The 16044-nt window shown below is 69.7% G+C and carries 13 protein-coding genes; 6 read left to right on the top strand and 7 right to left on the bottom strand.

Translation table 11 applies throughout. The features are described 5' to 3' along the window. Window positions 1–134: 134 nt before the first annotated feature. On the top strand, window positions 135–815 hold the full coding sequence (gene dhaL, locus AB7V09_RS01070; protein WP_010613561.1) for a dihydroxyacetone kinase subunit DhaL: 681 nt from the start codon (window positions 135–137) through the stop codon (window positions 813–815). An 87-nt stretch (window positions 816–902) separates the two neighbouring features. Continuing rightward, window positions 903–1343, top strand: a complete 441-nt coding sequence (gene ndk / locus AB7V09_RS01075) for a nucleoside-diphosphate kinase (protein WP_010613562.1) — start codon at window positions 903–905, stop codon at window positions 1341–1343. 123 nt (window positions 1344–1466) lie between these two features. Here ndk and AB7V09_RS01080 read toward each other — a convergent pair whose 3' ends face one another. Next, window positions 1467–2711, bottom strand: a complete 1245-nt coding sequence (locus tag AB7V09_RS01080; protein ID WP_419142666.1) for an ABC transporter permease — start codon at window positions 2709–2711, stop codon at window positions 1467–1469. After that, a complete protein-coding gene (locus AB7V09_RS01085) occupies window positions 2711–3658 on the bottom strand; it encodes an ABC transporter ATP-binding protein (protein WP_315175176.1) in 948 nt (315 codons plus the stop codon). Before AB7V09_RS01085 ends, AB7V09_RS01080 begins: the two co-directional genes overlap by 1 nt. 166 nt (window positions 3659–3824) lie before the next feature. On the opposite strand from AB7V09_RS01085, the gene AB7V09_RS01090 reads away from it, so the two are divergent. From AB7V09_RS01090 to ftsY, 3 genes are all read left to right on the top strand, one after another. Further along, window positions 3825–7631 (top strand): AAA family ATPase, encoded by a 3807-nt coding sequence (locus AB7V09_RS01090; protein WP_419142667.1) that lies wholly within the window; start codon window positions 3825–3827, stop codon window positions 7629–7631. Window positions 7632–7792: 161 nt separating this feature from the next. Then, window positions 7793–8167, top strand: a complete 375-nt coding sequence (locus tag AB7V09_RS01095; protein WP_010613567.1) for a hypothetical protein — start codon at window positions 7793–7795, stop codon at window positions 8165–8167. A 351-nt stretch (window positions 8168–8518) separates the two neighbouring features. After that, a complete protein-coding gene (gene ftsY / locus AB7V09_RS01100) occupies window positions 8519–9679 on the top strand; it encodes a signal recognition particle-docking protein FtsY (RefSeq protein WP_419142668.1) in 1161 nt (386 codons plus the stop codon). Between the two features lie 22 nt (window positions 9680–9701). Here ftsY and AB7V09_RS01105 read toward each other — a convergent pair whose 3' ends face one another. The 4 genes from AB7V09_RS01105 to AB7V09_RS01120 all read right to left on the bottom strand — a co-directional run bounded on the left by AB7V09_RS01105 (window position 9702) and on the right by AB7V09_RS01120 (window position 13448). After that, window positions 9702–10313, bottom strand: coding sequence for a response regulator transcription factor (locus AB7V09_RS01105; RefSeq protein ID WP_279014747.1), 612 nt, complete (start codon window positions 10311–10313; stop codon window positions 9702–9704). Window positions 10314–10391: 78 nt separating this feature from the next. Continuing rightward, a complete protein-coding gene (locus AB7V09_RS01110; protein WP_279014750.1) occupies window positions 10392–11549 on the bottom strand; it encodes a sensor histidine kinase in 1158 nt (385 codons plus the stop codon). A 22-nt stretch (window positions 11550–11571) separates the two neighbouring features. Further along, window positions 11572–12300, bottom strand: coding sequence for an ABC transporter permease (locus AB7V09_RS01115; protein WP_341463230.1), 729 nt, complete (start codon window positions 12298–12300; stop codon window positions 11572–11574). A gap of 155 nt (window positions 12301–12455) precedes the next feature. After that, window positions 12456–13448, bottom strand: a complete 993-nt coding sequence (locus tag AB7V09_RS01120) for an ABC transporter ATP-binding protein (protein WP_279014752.1) — start codon at window positions 13446–13448, stop codon at window positions 12456–12458. 351 nt (window positions 13449–13799) lie between these two features. Here AB7V09_RS01120 and ffh point away from each other — a divergent pair, with 351 nt between their 5' ends. Then, the gene (gene ffh / locus AB7V09_RS01125) at window positions 13800–15485 is read left to right on the top strand and encodes a signal recognition particle protein (protein WP_419142669.1); all 1686 of its coding nucleotides are present in this window, start codon (window positions 13800–13802) and stop codon (window positions 15483–15485) included. A 149-nt stretch (window positions 15486–15634) separates the two neighbouring features. Here ffh and AB7V09_RS01130 read toward each other — a convergent pair whose 3' ends face one another. Then, window positions 15635–16021 carry a DUF4440 domain-containing protein gene (locus AB7V09_RS01130; RefSeq protein WP_419142670.1) on the bottom strand — a complete coding sequence of 129 codons (387 nt, stop codon included), beginning with the start codon at window positions 16019–16021 and terminating at the stop codon, window positions 15635–15637. Between the last annotated feature and the right edge of the window lie 23 nt (window positions 16022–16044).

Raw genomic sequence — 16044 nt, forward strand, 5'->3', positions numbered from 1 at the left:
ACGTTCCCAGGACGCGTCGGGACTCATCGGGGCCGTGCGGAGCCCGATCACAGCCGCATGGTCGTCCTTCACCCTCGGGTGCGTGGCGCTCATGCCTGGAACCAACACCTGCTAAGACCCGAGAAGGAAGCAGTATGTCCTTAGACGCCGCCTGGGCCCTTGACTGGGCCCGTCGCGCCGCCGAGCTGATCGCCGAGAACCGCGCGGAGCTGACCGAGCTGGACCGAGCCATCGGAGACGCCGACCACGGGGACAACCTGGAGCGCGGCATGAAGGCGGTGGTCGCCAAGCTCGATGCTGCTCAGCAGTCCGGAGGTGTCCCAGCAAGTCCCGGAGGGGTCCTCAAGCTCGTCGCCACCACGCTCATGGCCACCGTCGGTGGTGCCGGTGGGCCACTGCTGGGAACGGCCTTCCTCAAGGCCGCCCGCTCCAGTGAGGCTGCCGCTTGGGGGCCTGGGGACCTGGCTCGCGCCCTGGAGGAGGCCACCTCGGGTCTGGAGGCCAGAGGACATGCCATCAGCGGTGACAAGACCATGGCCGATGCCTGGCGGCCCGCGGCGATGGCCGCCAGGGAAGCCGCCGAGAGCGGGCAGGACGAGGTCGGTGTTCTCGCCGCAGCCGCGCAGGCCGCGGCCACGGGTGCCCAGAAGACCGAGCCTCTCCAGGCCCGTCGTGGTCGGGCCTCCTTCCTGGGAGAACGCTCCTGCGGCCACCGCGATCCCGGAGCCCAGTCCTCCGCACTCATCCTTCAGGCCGCCCTCGATGCCGCCCGCGACCGCGCCGCCGACCCGATCCTGGTCGTCGAGCAGGCCTGATTTCACCGGCCCCGCCATGGCAGGTAGGCGCCCGGACCCGTTATGGTCCATCTGGTCCCTCCAATGCCAACCCACCAAGGAGCCCCCATGGCACGCACCTCCCACGCCGGCCGCATCCTCATCCTCATCAAGCCCGACGCCGTCGAGCGGCGTCTCACCGGTGAGATCCTGCGTCGTATCGAGGCCAAGGGGTACGCCCTGACGGCCCTGAAGGTCCTCACCCCCACTGAGGAGATCCTCGCCCAGCACTACGCCGAGCACGTGGACAAGCCCTTCTATCCCGGTGTTGTGGAGTACATGACCTCCGGCAACGTGGTGGCTGCAGTTGCTGAGGGGCAGCGTGTCGTCGAGGGCGTGCGCAGCCTCATGGGTCCCACCGACCCCACCACGGCCGCGCCCGGCACCATCCGCGGAGACCTGGGACGTGACTGGGGCACCCCCGCCATCCTCAACCTCGTCCACGGCTCGGACAGCGACGAGTCCGCCGCCCGTGAGATCGCCATCTGGTTCCCCGAGCTGGCTGACTGACCACCAGCCCCTCTCGCGGGGCGCCTGACGCCTGCCATGAGACAACGATGGTGCGACTCCCTTCATAGGAGTCGCACCATCGTCGTCGCGGTGTGGCAGGTGAGAGCCGATGAGACCTCTCGCTCAGGCCCGTTCGGCCCTCCTGAGGACCTCCTTGAGGGGGACTCGGGCGCCGGTGCGGGTGACGGCCCGGGTGTAGATCGCCGCCGCCACGCGCACCAGCAGTGGCAGGAAGACGAGCGCGAGCCCCAGGGCGATCAACTGCTCGGTCCAGGAGGAGACCCCCAGCACCAGGCGCGCAGGCATCATGAAGGGGGAGAAGGGCGGCAGGTAGGACAGCACTCGGAAGGTCATGCTGTTGGTGTCTCCGGTGGCCATCATGAAGCTCAGGACATAGGGGATCATCGAGAGCATGACCAGGGGCATGCTCACCGAGCTGACGTCCTCCTGGCGGCTCACGAGCGAGGCCGCGGCCCCGAAGGCGACCGAGAAGATTGCATAGCCCACGATCATCCACACGATCATTGCGACGAGCACGCCGTCCAGGTTGAGGCTGATCTCCGGCATGACTCCCGTGGCCTTCGCGGCGACGACCCCGGCCACGGCGACGAGTCCTGTGGTCAGGACCGAGGCGATGCCGATCCCCAGGATCTTGCCGGCCAGCAGCGAGCTGGGCCGCACGCAGGCCAGGAGGATCTCCACGATCCGGCTCGACTTCTCCTCCACCACTCCCTGGGCGATGAACTGACCGCCTCCCATGATGGCGAACAGCAGCAGGATGTCGATCGTCATGAGGATCGCGTAGCGTGAGCCGAAGTCGGCCGAATCGCGTTGAGGGGCGTGGAGCACTGTCACCTCGGGCTTGGCGGCGCTGAGCTGAGAGGCCACCTGGGCGGGGTCGCCTCCCAGGGACGCGATCTGCTGGCCCAGAGCCGACTGCTGAAGGTAGGCCGTGACCCCTGAGACGACTGCGTCGTCGGCTGACTTGTCTACAGTGATGGTGGGGGTCGAGCCGGAGACGTCCAGGACCATGTCCACGTGCGGCGTGCCCTCGGGGGCGTCACCGGCCAGGACGTCCTTCGCCTGGTGGGCGGAGACGTCGACGAGCTCGATCGCCTCCCCGTTGGAGGCGGCCGCCTTGTCCAGGCCGGCGGCCTGGGAGAGGGACATGCCCTTGAGCCCGATCCGGTAGGCCTGGTCCTGGCCCGAGGTGTAGAGCTTGACGCCGACGATGCCGCCGACGGCGGCGATAAGCAGCACCAGGGTCAGGATGATGGTCGACTTCTTCAGCAGGTGCGCCCGCAGCTCGCGGCCGGTGACCAGGGCGATCTCCTGACGGCGAGTAATAGGGGTGGTCCGGTCGCTCATCAGTGCGTCTCCTTCGTCTCATTGGTGTCGGCGGTTCCCTCACGGGAGGGCGTGGTCAGCACATCCCGGAAAATCTCGGTGAGCCGGTGGCGCACCGGGCCGAGCTCGCGCACCGTCCCCAGGCGCTGGGCCGTGCTCAGCAGCTCCTGCTCATCGGCTCCCGCCGCGGTGATGACCAGGCGGCCGGCGTCATCGACCACGAGCGTGGGGGCGGGCAGGTTCAAGGAGGCGGTCTGCACTGGTGCGCTCCCCGCGGCCGGCTCGACAACGGCCCGCCAACGGGGCGTCGCGGTGGCCTGCAGATCGGGAATCGTCCCATCGGCCACGAGCCGGCCCGAGCGGACGATGACCACCCGGTCGCACAGGCGCTCGACGACGTCGAGCTGGTGGGAGGAGAACAGAGTGGGCACGCCTGCTGCCGCCCGCTCCAAGATGACCTGGCTCATGACGTCCACGGCCACCGGATCCAGGCCGGAGAAGGGCTCATCGAGAATGAGCAGCTCGGGGCCGCTCACCAGCGCGGCAGCCAGCTGGACACGCTGCTGGTTGCCCAGCGACAGGCTCTGCACCTCGTCGCCGCGGCGCTCCTCCAGGCCCAGGCGCTCGGTCCACTGGCTCGCGGCCGCCTTGGCAGCGGAGGCGGACAGACCGTGGAGACGGGCCAGGTAGATGAGCTGCTCGGCCACCTTCATTCGGGGGTAGAGGCCGCGCTCCTCAGGCATATAGCCGATACTGCGGCGGATGGCGGCGTCCACGGGGGCTCCCTTCCAGGTCACGGTGCCGGCGTCAGCGTGGAGCACCCCCATGACGATGCGCATCGTGGTGGACTTGCCCGCTCCGTTCGCACCGACGAAGCCAACAATCTCACCGCGGTCCAGGGACAAGGAGAGATCGTCCAGGGCCTGCAGGCTCCCGAAGCGTTTGGACAGGCCGGACAGTTCAAGCATCGTGGCTCCTTCGGGTTCGGGAACGAGGCGGGATGGCGGGGAGGGCGTGCGCGCCGCGTGCCCGACTCCCTTGATATGGAAAGTGTGCTTGTCTCACGTGGTTGTGTCAAGTCTCTTTGTCGTTTGAGTCCCCGTGAGAACCGTTGGCGCTGTTAGGGTGGCGCCCGTGCACCTCAAGACGTTGACGATCAAGGGATTCAAGTCCTTCGCGTCGTCGACCACCCTCCGCCTGGAGCCAGGCATCACCGCCGTGGTCGGACCCAACGGGTCCGGCAAGTCCAATGTCGTCGACGCCCTGACCTGGGTCATGGGGGAGCAGGGCGCCAAGAACCTGCGCGGCGGCTCCATGGCCGACGTCATCTTCGCCGGCGCCGGCTCCCGCCCGGCCCTGGGGCGTGCCGAGGTCTCCTTGACCATCGACAACACCGACGGCGCCCTGCCGATCGACTACACCGAGGTCACCATCTCGCGCACCCTGTTCCGTGGCGGCGGGTCGGAGTACCGCATCAACGGCAGCCCGTGCCGCCTCCTCGACGTCCAGGAGCTCCTCAGCGACACGGGCCTCGGGCGCCAGATGCACGTCATCGTCGGGCAGGGGCAGCTCGACGCGGTCCTGAGCGCCACGCCTGAGGACCGCCGCGGCTTCATCGAAGAGGCCGCCGGCGTCCTCAAGCACCGCAAGCGCAAGGAACGCGCCCTTCGCAAGCTGGAGTCCATGGCCGCCGACCTCGCCCGCGTCGCTGACCTCACCCAGGAGCTGCGTCGCCAGCTCGGCCCCCTGGCCCGACAGGCCGCCATTGCCCGGCGCGCCCGGAGCATCCAGGTCGAGGTCCGTGACGCCACCGCCCGGCTCCTGGCCGACGACGTCGTCCAGGCCCAGTCCCTCCTGGAGGCCGGTGACGAGGACAAGGAGGCCCTGGCCCGGCGCCGCAGCGCCGTCGAGGAGGCCGAGCGTGTCGCCAGGGCCCGCCTGAGCGAGTTGGCCGCCATCGAGACCACCTCCGCCCAGCGCCTCGCCCGCGCCGGCGGCATCTGGGAGGAGCTCACGGCCGCGGCCCAGTCCCTCGGGGCGCTCGCGGACGTGGCCGGCGAGCGGATCCGGCTCCTGGCCTCCGCCCCGGCCCCGAGTCACGGCACCGATCCTGAGGAGCTCGAGCGGCGGGCCGAGGCCGCGGCCCGTGAGGAGGCCGAGCTTGCCGACACCCTCGAGGCCGCCCGCACCGCGCTCAGCGACGCCACCCGGGTGCGTGCGGACGCGGAAACCGCCGAGAAGGCAGCCGACCAGGAGCTCTCAGCGGCTCAGCGTCGCGTCTCAGACAGACGTGAGACCATCGCCCGGGCCGGTGGGCGCGTCGCCTCGGCCCGTAGTCGCCACGAGGCCAGCCTGGCCGCCCTCGAGCAGGCGCGCAGCGCGCTGCGCGCCGCTGAGGCCCGCGAGGACAGTGCCCGGGCCGCCCTGGCCGAAGCCGGGGGAGAAGCGGAACCGGCGCAGGTGGCCGCCGGTGGTGCGCGGGACGCCGTCGTCCCAGCGCAGGTACCTGCCGAGGCCGGCGCGGCTGCCGACGCGGCGGTGCGGGCCGCCGCCGTGCACGACGAGGCCGCACGCCGCCTGGCCCAGGCCCGTGAAGCCGTCGCGGCCGCGACCGACGCCCGCCGGGAGGCGGCCTCCGACCGGGCCACCTGGACCGCCAGACGCGACACCCTGGCCATGTCCCTGCGTGGCCAGGACGGCACCGCCGCGCTGCTGCAAGCCGGTATCGACGGTCTCCTCGGACCGCTTGCCGAGCACCTCAATGTTGAGCGCGGCTGGGAGAACGCCGTCGCCGCCCTCCTGGGAACGCTCGCCGAGGCCGGCCTGGCCACAGATGCTGAGGCGGCCCTGGCCGGGCTGGATCATGCCCGAAGCCAGGACATCGGGGCGGTACGACTGGTGCTGGCCGACGACCCATCACTGACTGCCGAAGCCGACACGGATGAAGAGGCAGGGGCGGCTCCCGTTGACGGGGCCCTGGCGGCTCACGACCTCGTCGGTCCCGCGCAGCCGGGACGTCTCGAGCGGGTCCTCGACCGGCTGCTCAAGGACTCCTGGGTGGTGGAGGACCTTGAGGCAGCCAGGACCCTGCGTAGCGAGCTGCCCGATGCCATCGTGGCCACCCGCAGCGGAGACGTCCTGGCGCCCGGCTGGGTCGCCGGGGCCGGCCGGGGGGCCTCCTCGGTCCTCGAGCTCACCGCTGCCCACGAGGAGGCCGACGCTGAGGCCGCTGCCGCCGCACAGGCCGAGACTGAGGCCGACGCGGCCCTGGAGGAGGCCCGTCGCCAGGAGGATGCTGCTCGCCAGGCGCTCAGCGAGGCACTGTCCGCCCTGCGCCAGGCTGACGCCGAGGCCGCCCGGGCCGCCGAGGCGATGGCCCGCCTGACCTCCGCCGCCCACGCCGCCGCCGAGGAGACCGGGCGTGCTCGCCGGGTGCTGGAGCGTGCCGAGGCCGAGTCGGTCCAGCGCACCGCCGAGCTCGCCGCCGCCACTGCCGCCCTGGCCGAGGTGGAGGACGGGGTGGGTGACACCAGGGACGGTGACGGCGTCGGAGGTGCCGGTGGGGCGGGAGCGGCGGGCGCCTCGGGGAAGGGGAGTCCCGACAGCCTTGAGCGCGCCCTGGAGGTGGCCCGCCGGGAGCGTGAGGCCGCTGCGGACACCGCGCGCCAGGCCCGCGCCGCGGAGACCGACGCCAGGCTCGCCCTGCGCACCGCCGAGGAGCGCGAGCGCTCCAGCCGCGGGCGGGCCGACTCGCTGCGAGCGGCGGCGCGCCGTGAAAGGGACCAGCGTGCCGCCGCCGAGCGGGCCCAGCAGCGGCGCAGCGCCCAGCTGGCCGTCGCCACCCATGTGCGGGACCAGGCGCGCGCGGCCGCTGAGGCAGCACGCCTCAGTGTGCAGCAGGCGGCAGATGAGCGCGCCGCCATTGAGACTGAACGTGCCCAGGCCCTGGCCGCCACCAACGAGGTTCGCGAGGAGATCGACCGGCTGACCAAGGAGCTGGGCAGCCTCACCGACGCCGCCCACCGCGAGGAGGTGGCTCGGGCCGAGCAGCGCATGCGTCTGGAAGCCCTGGCGGAGCGCGCCATGAACGAGCTCGGCCTGGAGCTGGATCCCCTTGTGGAGGAGTACGGACCGCACATGCTCGTTCCCGAGCTCATTGAGGACGCCGAGGCTGCCGCCGATTCTGGCTCCGACTCCGCCGCGGTTCAGGAGACTGCTCAGGTGTCGGCCGGCGGCTCGGGCCACCTGGGCCGTCCCTACGTGCGCTCCGAGCAGGAGAAGCGCCTGGCCAAGGCCTCGCGCGACCTCGCCCGGCTCGGCAAGGTCAACCCGCTGGCCCTGGAGGAGCACGCGGCTCTGGAGCAGCGTCACCAGTTCCTGGCCGAGCAGCTGGCCGACCTCAAGCGCTCGCGGGACGACCTGCTGAGCATCGTCGAGGAGATCGACGCGCGAGTTCAGGAAGTCTTCGCCCAGGCCTACGAGGACACCGCCCGTCAGTTCGCCTCCGTCTTCGATCGGCTCTTCCCCGGCGGGGAGGGGCGGCTGGTGCTCACGGATCCCGATGACATGCTCACCACCGGCATCGAGATCGAGGCGCGCCCCGCCGGCAAGAAGGTCAAACGACTCTCCCTGCTCTCAGGAGGGGAACGCTCGCTGGCCGCCGTGGCACTCCTGGTGGCGATCTTCAAGGCACGGCCCTCGCCCTTCTATGTCATGGACGAGGTCGAGGCGGCCCTGGACGACACGAACCTGGGGCGGTTGCTGGAGATTTTCACCGAGCTGCGGCGCTCCAGCCAGCTCATCATCATCACCCACCAGAAACGGACCATGGAGGTGGCCGACGCCCTCTACGGCATCACGATGCGCGACGGGGTCACCAAGGCCGTCTCGCAGAGGCTGGCCCAGCCCGACCGCGGTACGGCTGTGACTCCTGATGTCTGAGTGAAACGTGATGGGAATGTGATAGACTGCTGGCAGCATGACGCTCGTTTTCAGATATGAGCCATTGTTGTGTCAGGAAGTTGTCAGGTTTTGTTGTTGATTGGACGACAAGTGCGTGCAAAGTCTGGTCAGATCGTAATTCGCAAGGCAGAATCCTAACTATGGGTGTCATGATTCTTCCCCTCGTTGTCGTGCTGGTTGCCGGCCTGCTTGTGCTCGGCATGGTTTGTGCTGAGCGCTTCCCGGTGCGCTCTTGGCCCTCACGCATTCGCAGCGTGGTCCGCAACTCCCAGGAGGTGCGCCTGGCGGAGCAGGACGTCGAGGTCGAGGTCGTGCCCCAGGAGGTCAGCCTGTCCGACCTCATGACCCGTGAGGGGCCGGCGGCCTACGCCGGCACCGAGGGCTTCGGAGGGCTGGTCGGCGTCGTCGGAAAGGCGATGGACGCTGCCGAGAGGACCCGTGGCTCCGCCGGCGCCCGGCGTCGCGCTCAGGCGCACGAGCCGGCAACCGGTGGCCTGTCGCAGTCTCAGAGTTGAGTAGCGGCGGTCGTCTCGTGAAATACTGCGGTCAACGTTTTTTCACGACTACGTGATGCCGCGATGACGCTACTTCTCGATGAAATCCTGGCCGTGGGAGATCGCCGCTCCGATACCCTCTCGCACTTTCTCTCACTGTCCTAGAGCCGCCTTGGTCTCAGGGCGATACGGCTCAATGGGCATTGCCGCTACGACGGCGGCCCGTCCTGCAGCACGTCAACAGGCGTGCTGCAGTTTTCTTCATGCCACAGCTGCGTCGCACGCCATGGCCGTCGTGCCGTCCGCGGGCGAGAGGCGACCCGGGCAGACCGACCCCGCCACAGGGAGCCCATGATCGGGCATGATGGGCCCATGGAACCGATCCTCATCGTTCTCGGCATCATCCTGGTCATCGTCATCGGAGGAGGGCTGTGGCTCTACGCCGGCAGACGGCGGGGCCAGGTCTCCGACGAGATCAGCGCCCACCAGCCGATGTCCGTGGAGGACCTTCTGCCCTCGGGGGACGAGGACACCGATGAGGATGCGGAAGGGGCGGGCGCCGCCAAGCCGGCTGCGACGCTGGAGTCCCCCGAGTCCATCCCGGGCCGCATGCAGCGCCTGCGCGCCCGCCTGGCCGGTGCTGGCGGCTTCGGCAAGGCGGTCCTGTCCGTCCTGTCCCGAGGAGACCTCACCGAGGAGGACTGGGAGGAGATCGAGGACACCCTGCTCACCTCCGACCTCGGCATCGAGGTGACCACCTCCCTCATGGACGAGCTGCGCACCCAGGCCAAGGTCCTGGGAACCTCCGACCCCGAGGCGGTCCGCACTGTCCTGCGCGCCGAGCTGCTCAAGCTCGTCGACCCCTCACTGGACCGCTCCCTCAACCTGGAGCGCCCCACCCCGGCTGAAGGGGCCCAGGGCAGGCCTGCGGCGGCCATCCTCATGGTGGGGGTCAACGGCACCGGCAAGACCACCACCTGCGGCAAGCTCGCCCGCGTCCTGGTGGCTCAGGACAAGACCGTCGTCCTGGGGGCGGCCGACACCTTCCGCGCCGCGGCGGCCGAGCAGCTGAGCACCTGGGGCGAGCGCGTGGGCGTTGACGTCGTGCGCTCCGAGAAGGAGGGGGCCGACCCCGCCTCAGTCGCCTACGACGCCGCCCGTGAGGCCGCTGCCCAGGAGGCGGACGTCGTCGTCGTCGACACCGCCGGGCGCCTGCAGAACAAGGCCGGCCTCATGGACGAGCTGGGCAAGATCAAGCGCGTCATGGAGAAGATCGCCCCGGTCGGCGAGATCCTCCTGGTGCTGGACGCCACTACCGGCCAGAACGGCATGCGTCAGGCCCAGGTCTTCTCCGAGGCCGTGGGCGTCACCGGCATCGTGCTCACCAAGCTCGACGGCACCGCCAAGGGCGGCATCGTCGTCACTGTCCAGAAGGAGCTGGGCGTGCCCGTCAAGCTCGTGGGCCTGGGGGAGGGCGCTGACGACCTGGCCCCCTTCGACCCGGAGGGCTTCGTCGACGCGCTGCTGGGCTGAGCCTAAGAACCGACGCCCCGCGCTACTCGATGATCCACCCCTTCTGGGCGGCGATGTGCACCGCCGCGGCCCGGGTGGGGGCTCCGGTCTTGGCCATGGCCTGGGACAGGTGGTTCCGGGTGGTTCCCTCCGAGAGATGGACCCGCCGGGCGACCTCGGAGACGGTGGCGCCATCGGCCGCCGCCTGGAGCACCTCGGTCTCCCTGGCGGTCAAGGGGGAGTCCCCGAAGATGAGCGAGTCGGCGGCCAGTGCCGGGTCGACGACTCGTAGCCCGGCATGGACCCGGCGCACCGACTCGGCCAGCTCGGTGGCCGGGGCGTCCTTGACGACGAAGCCGTGGGCCCCGGACTGAATGGCGCGCCGCAGGAATCCGGGACGCCCGAAGGTCGTGACGATGAGGACCCTCGTGGCCGGCAACCGCTCCAGGAGACTCGCGGTCGCGCTCAGCCCGTCGGTGCCGGGCATGTCAACGTCCATGAGGACGACGTCGGGCCGGTGCTCGAGCGCGACGGGCAGAACATCGTTCCCGTTCCCGACCTGGGCGACGACCTCGATATCGGTCTCCAGGGCGAGCAGTGCGGCCAGTGCTCCGCGCACCATGGCCTGGTCATCGGCCAGCATCACTTGGATCATCGCTCGGCTCCGTTACTCAAGGTTCCTCAGGGCCGACGGCATGAGTGCTCGCCGGAGTTCGGGATGCGCGCGACCGGGTCACTGGCCCGCGTCGGGCACCATAGGTGAGGATAGACGGCGGGCGCGCACCCTCAGGACGGTGCCGCTGCCATGGGAGGGCGTCTCGATGGTGAGGTCGGCGCCGTTGTCCTCACAGCGCTGGCGCAGCCCCTCCAATCCGTGACCGTCACCGGCGGCGGCCGAGTTGAGCCCGATACCGTCGTCGGCCACCTCGATGGAGTCGGCGCTCAGCACCACCCGGCAGTGCGAGGCGTGGGCATGGCGCACGATGTTGGTGACGCCCTCGCGCACCACCCAGGCGAAGAGCTCGCGCAGCTCGGGATCGACGATCTCGACGGTCAGCGGGAGGTCGGCGCGGACGCCGGCCGAGGTCAGGACGTTGGTGGCGCGCGCCAGCTCGCCGGCCAGACTCAGCTCGCGGTAGCTGTTGACGGTGGCGCGCACGTCGGCCAGGGCGGAGCGCGCCAGGGACTGAACCTCGGTCAGTTCCGCCTTGGCCTGATCGGGGGCGGCATCGACGAGCCTGGTGGCGAGCTCGGTCTTCAAGGCGATGACCGTCAGCGAGTGCCCCAGGATGTCGTGCATGTCCCGGGCCATGCGGTTGCGCTCCTCGTTGATCTCCAGCTCGTGGGTGCGCTGTTCCAGAACGCGGGCCGCCCTCCGCTGCTCCATGATGTAGCGCCCGAAGACGCAGGCGCCGCCCGCACCGAGCAGAGCGATCCAGGCCCCTTCACTTGCGGACCAGGAGGGACTCATCCTGGGAACGAGGAACAGTGTGCCGGCGAGGATCGCGATGGGGCCGATGGCCGCCTGCCAGGGCAGGGAGAAGGCCAGGACGATGGCCAGGAAGACCACCAGCTGCAGGCTCTGAGGGCCCACGCCGAGGGCGGCCCCGATCGCTGTGAGCGCGCCGATGACGATGAGCAACAGACTCAGGCGGCTGGGCCAGGTCAGCCCTTGTCGCACCCGTCTCACGCTGAGCGAGCAGGCGGCGTACAGGCACGCGCAGGAGACGATGGCGCTGACAGCGCCCCACACCCCGCCGCTGGTTCCTCGGGTCAGCCCCTCCCTGACGACCGGAACCATGGAGGCGGCCCACGCGATCCCCCAGCCGACTGCCACAACGCGGGTGCGGCGCGCCCGCGCCTCGGCCAAGGAGGAGGCGCGGGCTTTCATGACCCTGATGGTACTCACGGTCTCACGCCCGGGCGGTGTCCCGGCCCATCTTCCAGGCGGCCCCGCCCAGGAAGACGGCGAGCCAGGTCAGCACGTTGACCACCCACCACCAGGAGAAGCTCTCTGCGCCCATGGGCCACAGCGCCAGGTTGTGCAGCCCGTACATGGGCGTGAAGCTGCCGATGCGATCCATGGTGGAGCCCGGTGTCAACGGGATGAACATGCCGCCGAGGAAGGCGAGCAGGGCCATGAGCGGGCCGACCACCTGCATGGCGTTGTCCGAGGGCAGGAGGTAGCCGACGAACAGTCCGAAGGCGACGAAGACCAGGGAGCCCAGCCAGATGATGAGGGCCGAGGAGATCCAGACCCTCGCAGGCATCTGCGCGTGACGCACGGGGCCGCAGGCGTAGACGGCGCCGATGGCCAGAGCGCTGATGAGCATCCCCACGATCGCCTTGGCGGTGATGTAGGCGATGGGCTTCAGCGGCGTCAGACGTAGCTGTCGGCTCCAGCCCGAGGCCCGCTCGTTGCTCACGGCCGCTCCTGCCCCGGTGGTGGTCATGAGGGCGCCGTACAGGGCCATGCCGATCATCATGTTCGCCACGACATTGCCGTTGCCGTAGGGCATGGCCGAGTAGTCGGTGGTGGTGAACATGAGGAAGAAGGCCACCGGAAGAACGATCGAGAAGATGACGGAGCGACGGTTGCGCAGGCGCCGGCGCGCCTCGAGTGACAGCAGGGGAAGGCTCAACCCTCCCAGCGGGGGCGTGGTCCGGGAGGACAGATCGAGGCGCTTGACTACTGATGAGGCGGAGGAGGACGAGGAGGACTGAGAAGAGGACATTGCGGTTCCGGTGGAAGACGTGGACGGGAGGGTGACGGTGCTGCTGGGGCGGACGGAACGGCTCATGCTGACGCTCCGGTACTGGGGGCGGAGGCGCTGTCGCTGGTCAGGGCCATGAAGGCGTCCTCCAGGCCTCGGCTGGTGATCTCCAGGTCCTTAGCCAGGTGATCGCTGAGCAGGAGCGCGGCAACGGCGTCGGTGTCGGTCGAGCTCAGGGCGAGCGTGTTGCCCAGGATCTCGATGTCGTGGATCCGTCCTCGGGTCTGCAGATCGGTCAGGGCGCTGTGCAGCTGCTCGGGTGTGCAGGTCAGGGTGGCTCGCAGGGAGCGGCCGCTCACGGAGGCGCGGATCTCGGCGGCGGTGCCGTCGGCGATGATGCGCCCATGACGCATCAGGACGATCCGGTCGGCGAAGGCGTCGGCCTCCTCAAGGTAGTGCGTGGCGAAGACGATGGTGCGCCCGCGCTCGGCGTCGGCGTGGATGGCCTCCCAGAAGCTGCGGCGCCCTTCGACGTCCATGCCTGTGGTCGGCTCATCGAGGATGAGCAGTGCCGGGTCGCTCACGAGCGCCATGGCGAAGCGCAGGCGCTGCTGCTGGCCCCCGGAGCACTTCTTGACGATGCGCGAGGCGAAGTCAGTGACACCGGCGCGAAGCATGGCCTCCTCGGCGTCGATTCTGTGGGAGAAGAGACTCGCCGTCAGCTGCACCGTCTCACGCACGGTGATGTCGGGCAGGAGCCCGGCGGTCTGCATGACTGCGGCGACCAGGCCCCGGTCGACCGCTTGGCGCGGGCTCATCCCGAAGACTCTCGCATCGCCTTTGGTGGGGCGGCTCAGTCCCAGGACCATGTCGATCGTCGTCGTCTTGCCTGCGCCGTTGGGGCCCAGGAGGGCGACGACCTCGCCGGGGCGGATGGTCAGGTCGACACCGTCGACGGCGGTGACCTCACCGAAGGACTTGTGCAGATCGGTCAGTCGGACGGCGTCCATGTGGTCCGTCCGGGGGTCTTCCGTGACGGTGGCCTCCAGGCCAGTCCGAGGCGTTGCTGTGCTCATGGCTCAAGACTCGCCCCGCGTCGGCTGCGGTCCATGGCCCATCGGTCATCACCTGCTCATGACATATCTCAGGGGTCACCGGGCGGTGAAATACGGCGGAATACCGGGAGAAAACCTGTGCTCGAGGTGGAGGGGGCCGGGACCCTGGGACATGACGCGGGGGGACGTATCCGGCTGGAGAGTGTGGGGTCAGTCCCGGTCCGGGCGCGGGGGAGAGGACGGGCCCCTCTTGCCGCTATCCTGGGTCACAGTCGAGGTGAGCGCCATGGCCCATGGGCATGGACGCTCCACCCTCACCCGCCCTGAAGTCTCCCGACCAACGCGCCCGAAGGCGCCAGGAAGGACCATCGCGTGTTCGGCAACCTCTCCGATCGCATCACCGCCTCCTTCAACCAGCTGCGCGGCAAGGGTCGTCTCACTGAGGCCGACGTCAACGCCACGGTCACCGAGATCCGCCGCGCCCTCCTGGAGGCCGACGTCGCCCTGCCCGTGGTGCGCGCCTTCACCGCAGCGGTGCGCGAGAAGGCGGTCGACGCCGCCCGCTCTCAGGCCCTCAACCCGGGCCAGCAGGTCGTCAAGATCGTCAACGAGGAGCTCATCGAGGTCCTGGGAGGCCAGACCCGGGAGATCCACTGGGCCGACCGCGGCCCCACGATCATCATGCTCGCCGGTCTCCAGGGTGCCGGTAAGACCACCCTGGCCGGAAAGCTCGGACGCTGGCTGCGCGACCAGGGCAAGCGCGTCCTGCTGGTGGCCTCCGACCTCCAGCGCCCCAACGCCGTGACCCAGCTGAGCGTCGTCGCCGAGCGCGCCGGGGTGCACGTGTGGGCGCCCGAGTCCGGCAACGGCGTGGGCGACCCGGTGGCGGTGGCCCGCTCCGGTGTCGAGCACGCGCGTACCAGCGGTTACGACGTCGTCGTCGTGGACACTGCCGGCCGCCTGGGTGTGGACGCTGAGATGATGGACCAGGCGATCCGCATCCGCGATGCGGTCTCCCCCCACGAGATCCTCTTCGTCCTGGACGCCATGGTCGGTCAGGACGCCGTCAACACCTCGGTCGCCTTCCGCGACGGTGTCGGCTTCACCGGCGTGGTCCTCTCCAAGCTCGACGGCGACGCCCGCGGTGGTGCGGCCCTGTCCGTGCGCGGCGTGACCGGCGCCCCGGTCCTGTTCTCCTCCACCGGTGAGGGCCTGACCGACTTCGAGCGCTTCCACGCCGACCGGATGGCCTCGCGCATCCTGGACATGGGTGACCTGCTCACTCTCATCGAGCAGGCCGAGCGGACCATGGACCGCCAGGAGGCCGAGGACGCCGCCGCCAAGCTCGCCAAGGGAACCTTCACCCTCGACGACTTCCTGGGCCAGCTGCGCCAGATCCGCAAGATGGGCTCCATGAAGAAGCTCCTGGGCATGATGCCCGGGATGGGGCAGATGCGTGAGGCTCTGGACAACTTCGACGAGCGCGAGGTCGACCGTATCGAGGCGATCGTGTGCTCCATGACGCCCGCCGAGCGCAAGGACCTGTCGATCCTCAACGGCTCTCGCCGCAGCCGTATCGCTAAGGGCTCGGGGACCACGGTCCAGGCCGTCAACGAGCTCGTGGACCGCTTCGAGCAGGCCAAGAAGATGATGGAGGCCATGGCCTCCGGCGGCATGGGCGGACTCGGTGAGGGCGGTCCCATGCCCGGCATGGGGTCGCTGCCTGGCATGGGCAAGCACTCCAAGGCTCGTCAGGCCCCCAAGGCCAAGCGCGGCAAGGGCGGCAAGAAGGGCCGCAGCGGCAACCCCGCCAAGGCCGCCCGTCAGGCCAAGGAGGCGGCGGCCGCCAAGCAGGCAAAGATCGAGGGCGGGCAGGGGGCTGCGCCCGCAGCCGGCTCCTCCTTCGGGCTCGGAGGTGGCCAGGGCGATGCCTCCGGCTACGGGATCATGCCTCAGGGCCAGCCGCAGGCCCAGACCGGCGCACAGCCCTCGGGCGATGACGTCGCCGACGCCATGAGCGCCCTGCCCGATGACCTGCGCCGCCACCTCGGGCTGTAGACACAACGGCCCGCGGCGCCTGGGAGCTGCTTGGCCCTCGCGTACGTACGGCAGGCCTCAAGGCCTGATCCTCCGCAGCTGCCCGCGAGCCCCAGCGTACGAGCTCGTGGTCAGAGCCTCGTCGCCGCCCCGGGCGGCCGTCGTGGGGCTCAGCCGGTAGCGCCTTCGATGACGGTGCCCTGGTGGAATACCGCCTGCCAGGTCGAGCCCCGGCGACGGTAGAGCGTGGATCTGCGGGTGACACGACTCGGCGTACGTAAGGTGTAGAGGACCTGGACGAGGTCGTCGGCCAGTATGCGGGACTCAGCCTCCTCGATGCTGTATCCATCGGTGAGGGATTCCGCATGCGTTCCCTCCAAGCGTCCCAGGACGATCTCCTTGACCTCGCTGCGGCTGTAACGCCGTCCCGAGGCACCGACCTCGTTGAAGTCCTCCGCGATCTGCTCATCGAAAGAGCCGGCGTCCCAGATCAGCTCCGGGTGGTGGAAGATCGGTTCTCGTCGGATCAGTTCATGCCATTGTGATGAGCTCTCCATCTCTACCTCTCTGTGCTACGCCG

Origin of the sequence: Actinomyces sp. SKVG-SVH-4(1), from assembly GCF_048514265.1 — a bacterium.
GTDB classification, from domain to species: Bacteria; Actinomycetota; Actinomycetes; order Actinomycetales; family Actinomycetaceae; genus Actinomyces; species Actinomyces oris.

What these genes read in the sequence shown, in the direction of transcription:
- dhaL (WP_010613561.1), top strand. Translation starts at nt 135, where the DNA reads ATGTCCTTAGACGCCGCCTGGGCCCTTGACTGGGCCCGTCGCGCCGCC.
- ndk (WP_010613562.1), top strand. Translation starts at nt 903, where the DNA reads ATGGCACGCACCTCCCACGCCGGCCGCATCCTCATCCTCATCAAGCCC.
- AB7V09_RS01080 (WP_419142666.1), bottom strand. Translation starts at nt 2,711, where the DNA reads ATGAGCGACCGGACCACCCCTATTACTCGCCGTCAGGAGATCGCCCTG.
- AB7V09_RS01085 (WP_315175176.1), bottom strand. Translation starts at nt 3,658, where the DNA reads ATGCTTGAACTGTCCGGCCTGTCCAAACGCTTCGGGAGCCTGCAGGCC.
- AB7V09_RS01095 (WP_010613567.1), top strand. Translation starts at nt 7,793, where the DNA reads ATGGGTGTCATGATTCTTCCCCTCGTTGTCGTGCTGGTTGCCGGCCTG.
- ftsY (WP_419142668.1), top strand. Translation starts at nt 8,519, where the DNA reads ATGGAACCGATCCTCATCGTTCTCGGCATCATCCTGGTCATCGTCATC.
- AB7V09_RS01105 (WP_279014747.1), bottom strand. Translation starts at nt 10,313, where the DNA reads ATGATCCAAGTGATGCTGGCCGATGACCAGGCCATGGTGCGCGGAGCA.
- AB7V09_RS01110 (WP_279014750.1), bottom strand. Translation starts at nt 11,549, where the DNA reads ATGAAAGCCCGCGCCTCCTCCTTGGCCGAGGCGCGGGCGCGCCGCACC.
- AB7V09_RS01120 (WP_279014752.1), bottom strand. Translation starts at nt 13,448, where the DNA reads ATGAGCACAGCAACGCCTCGGACTGGCCTGGAGGCCACCGTCACGGAA.
- AB7V09_RS01130 (WP_419142670.1), bottom strand. Translation starts at nt 16,021, where the DNA reads ATGGAGAGCTCATCACAATGGCATGAACTGATCCGACGAGAACCGATC.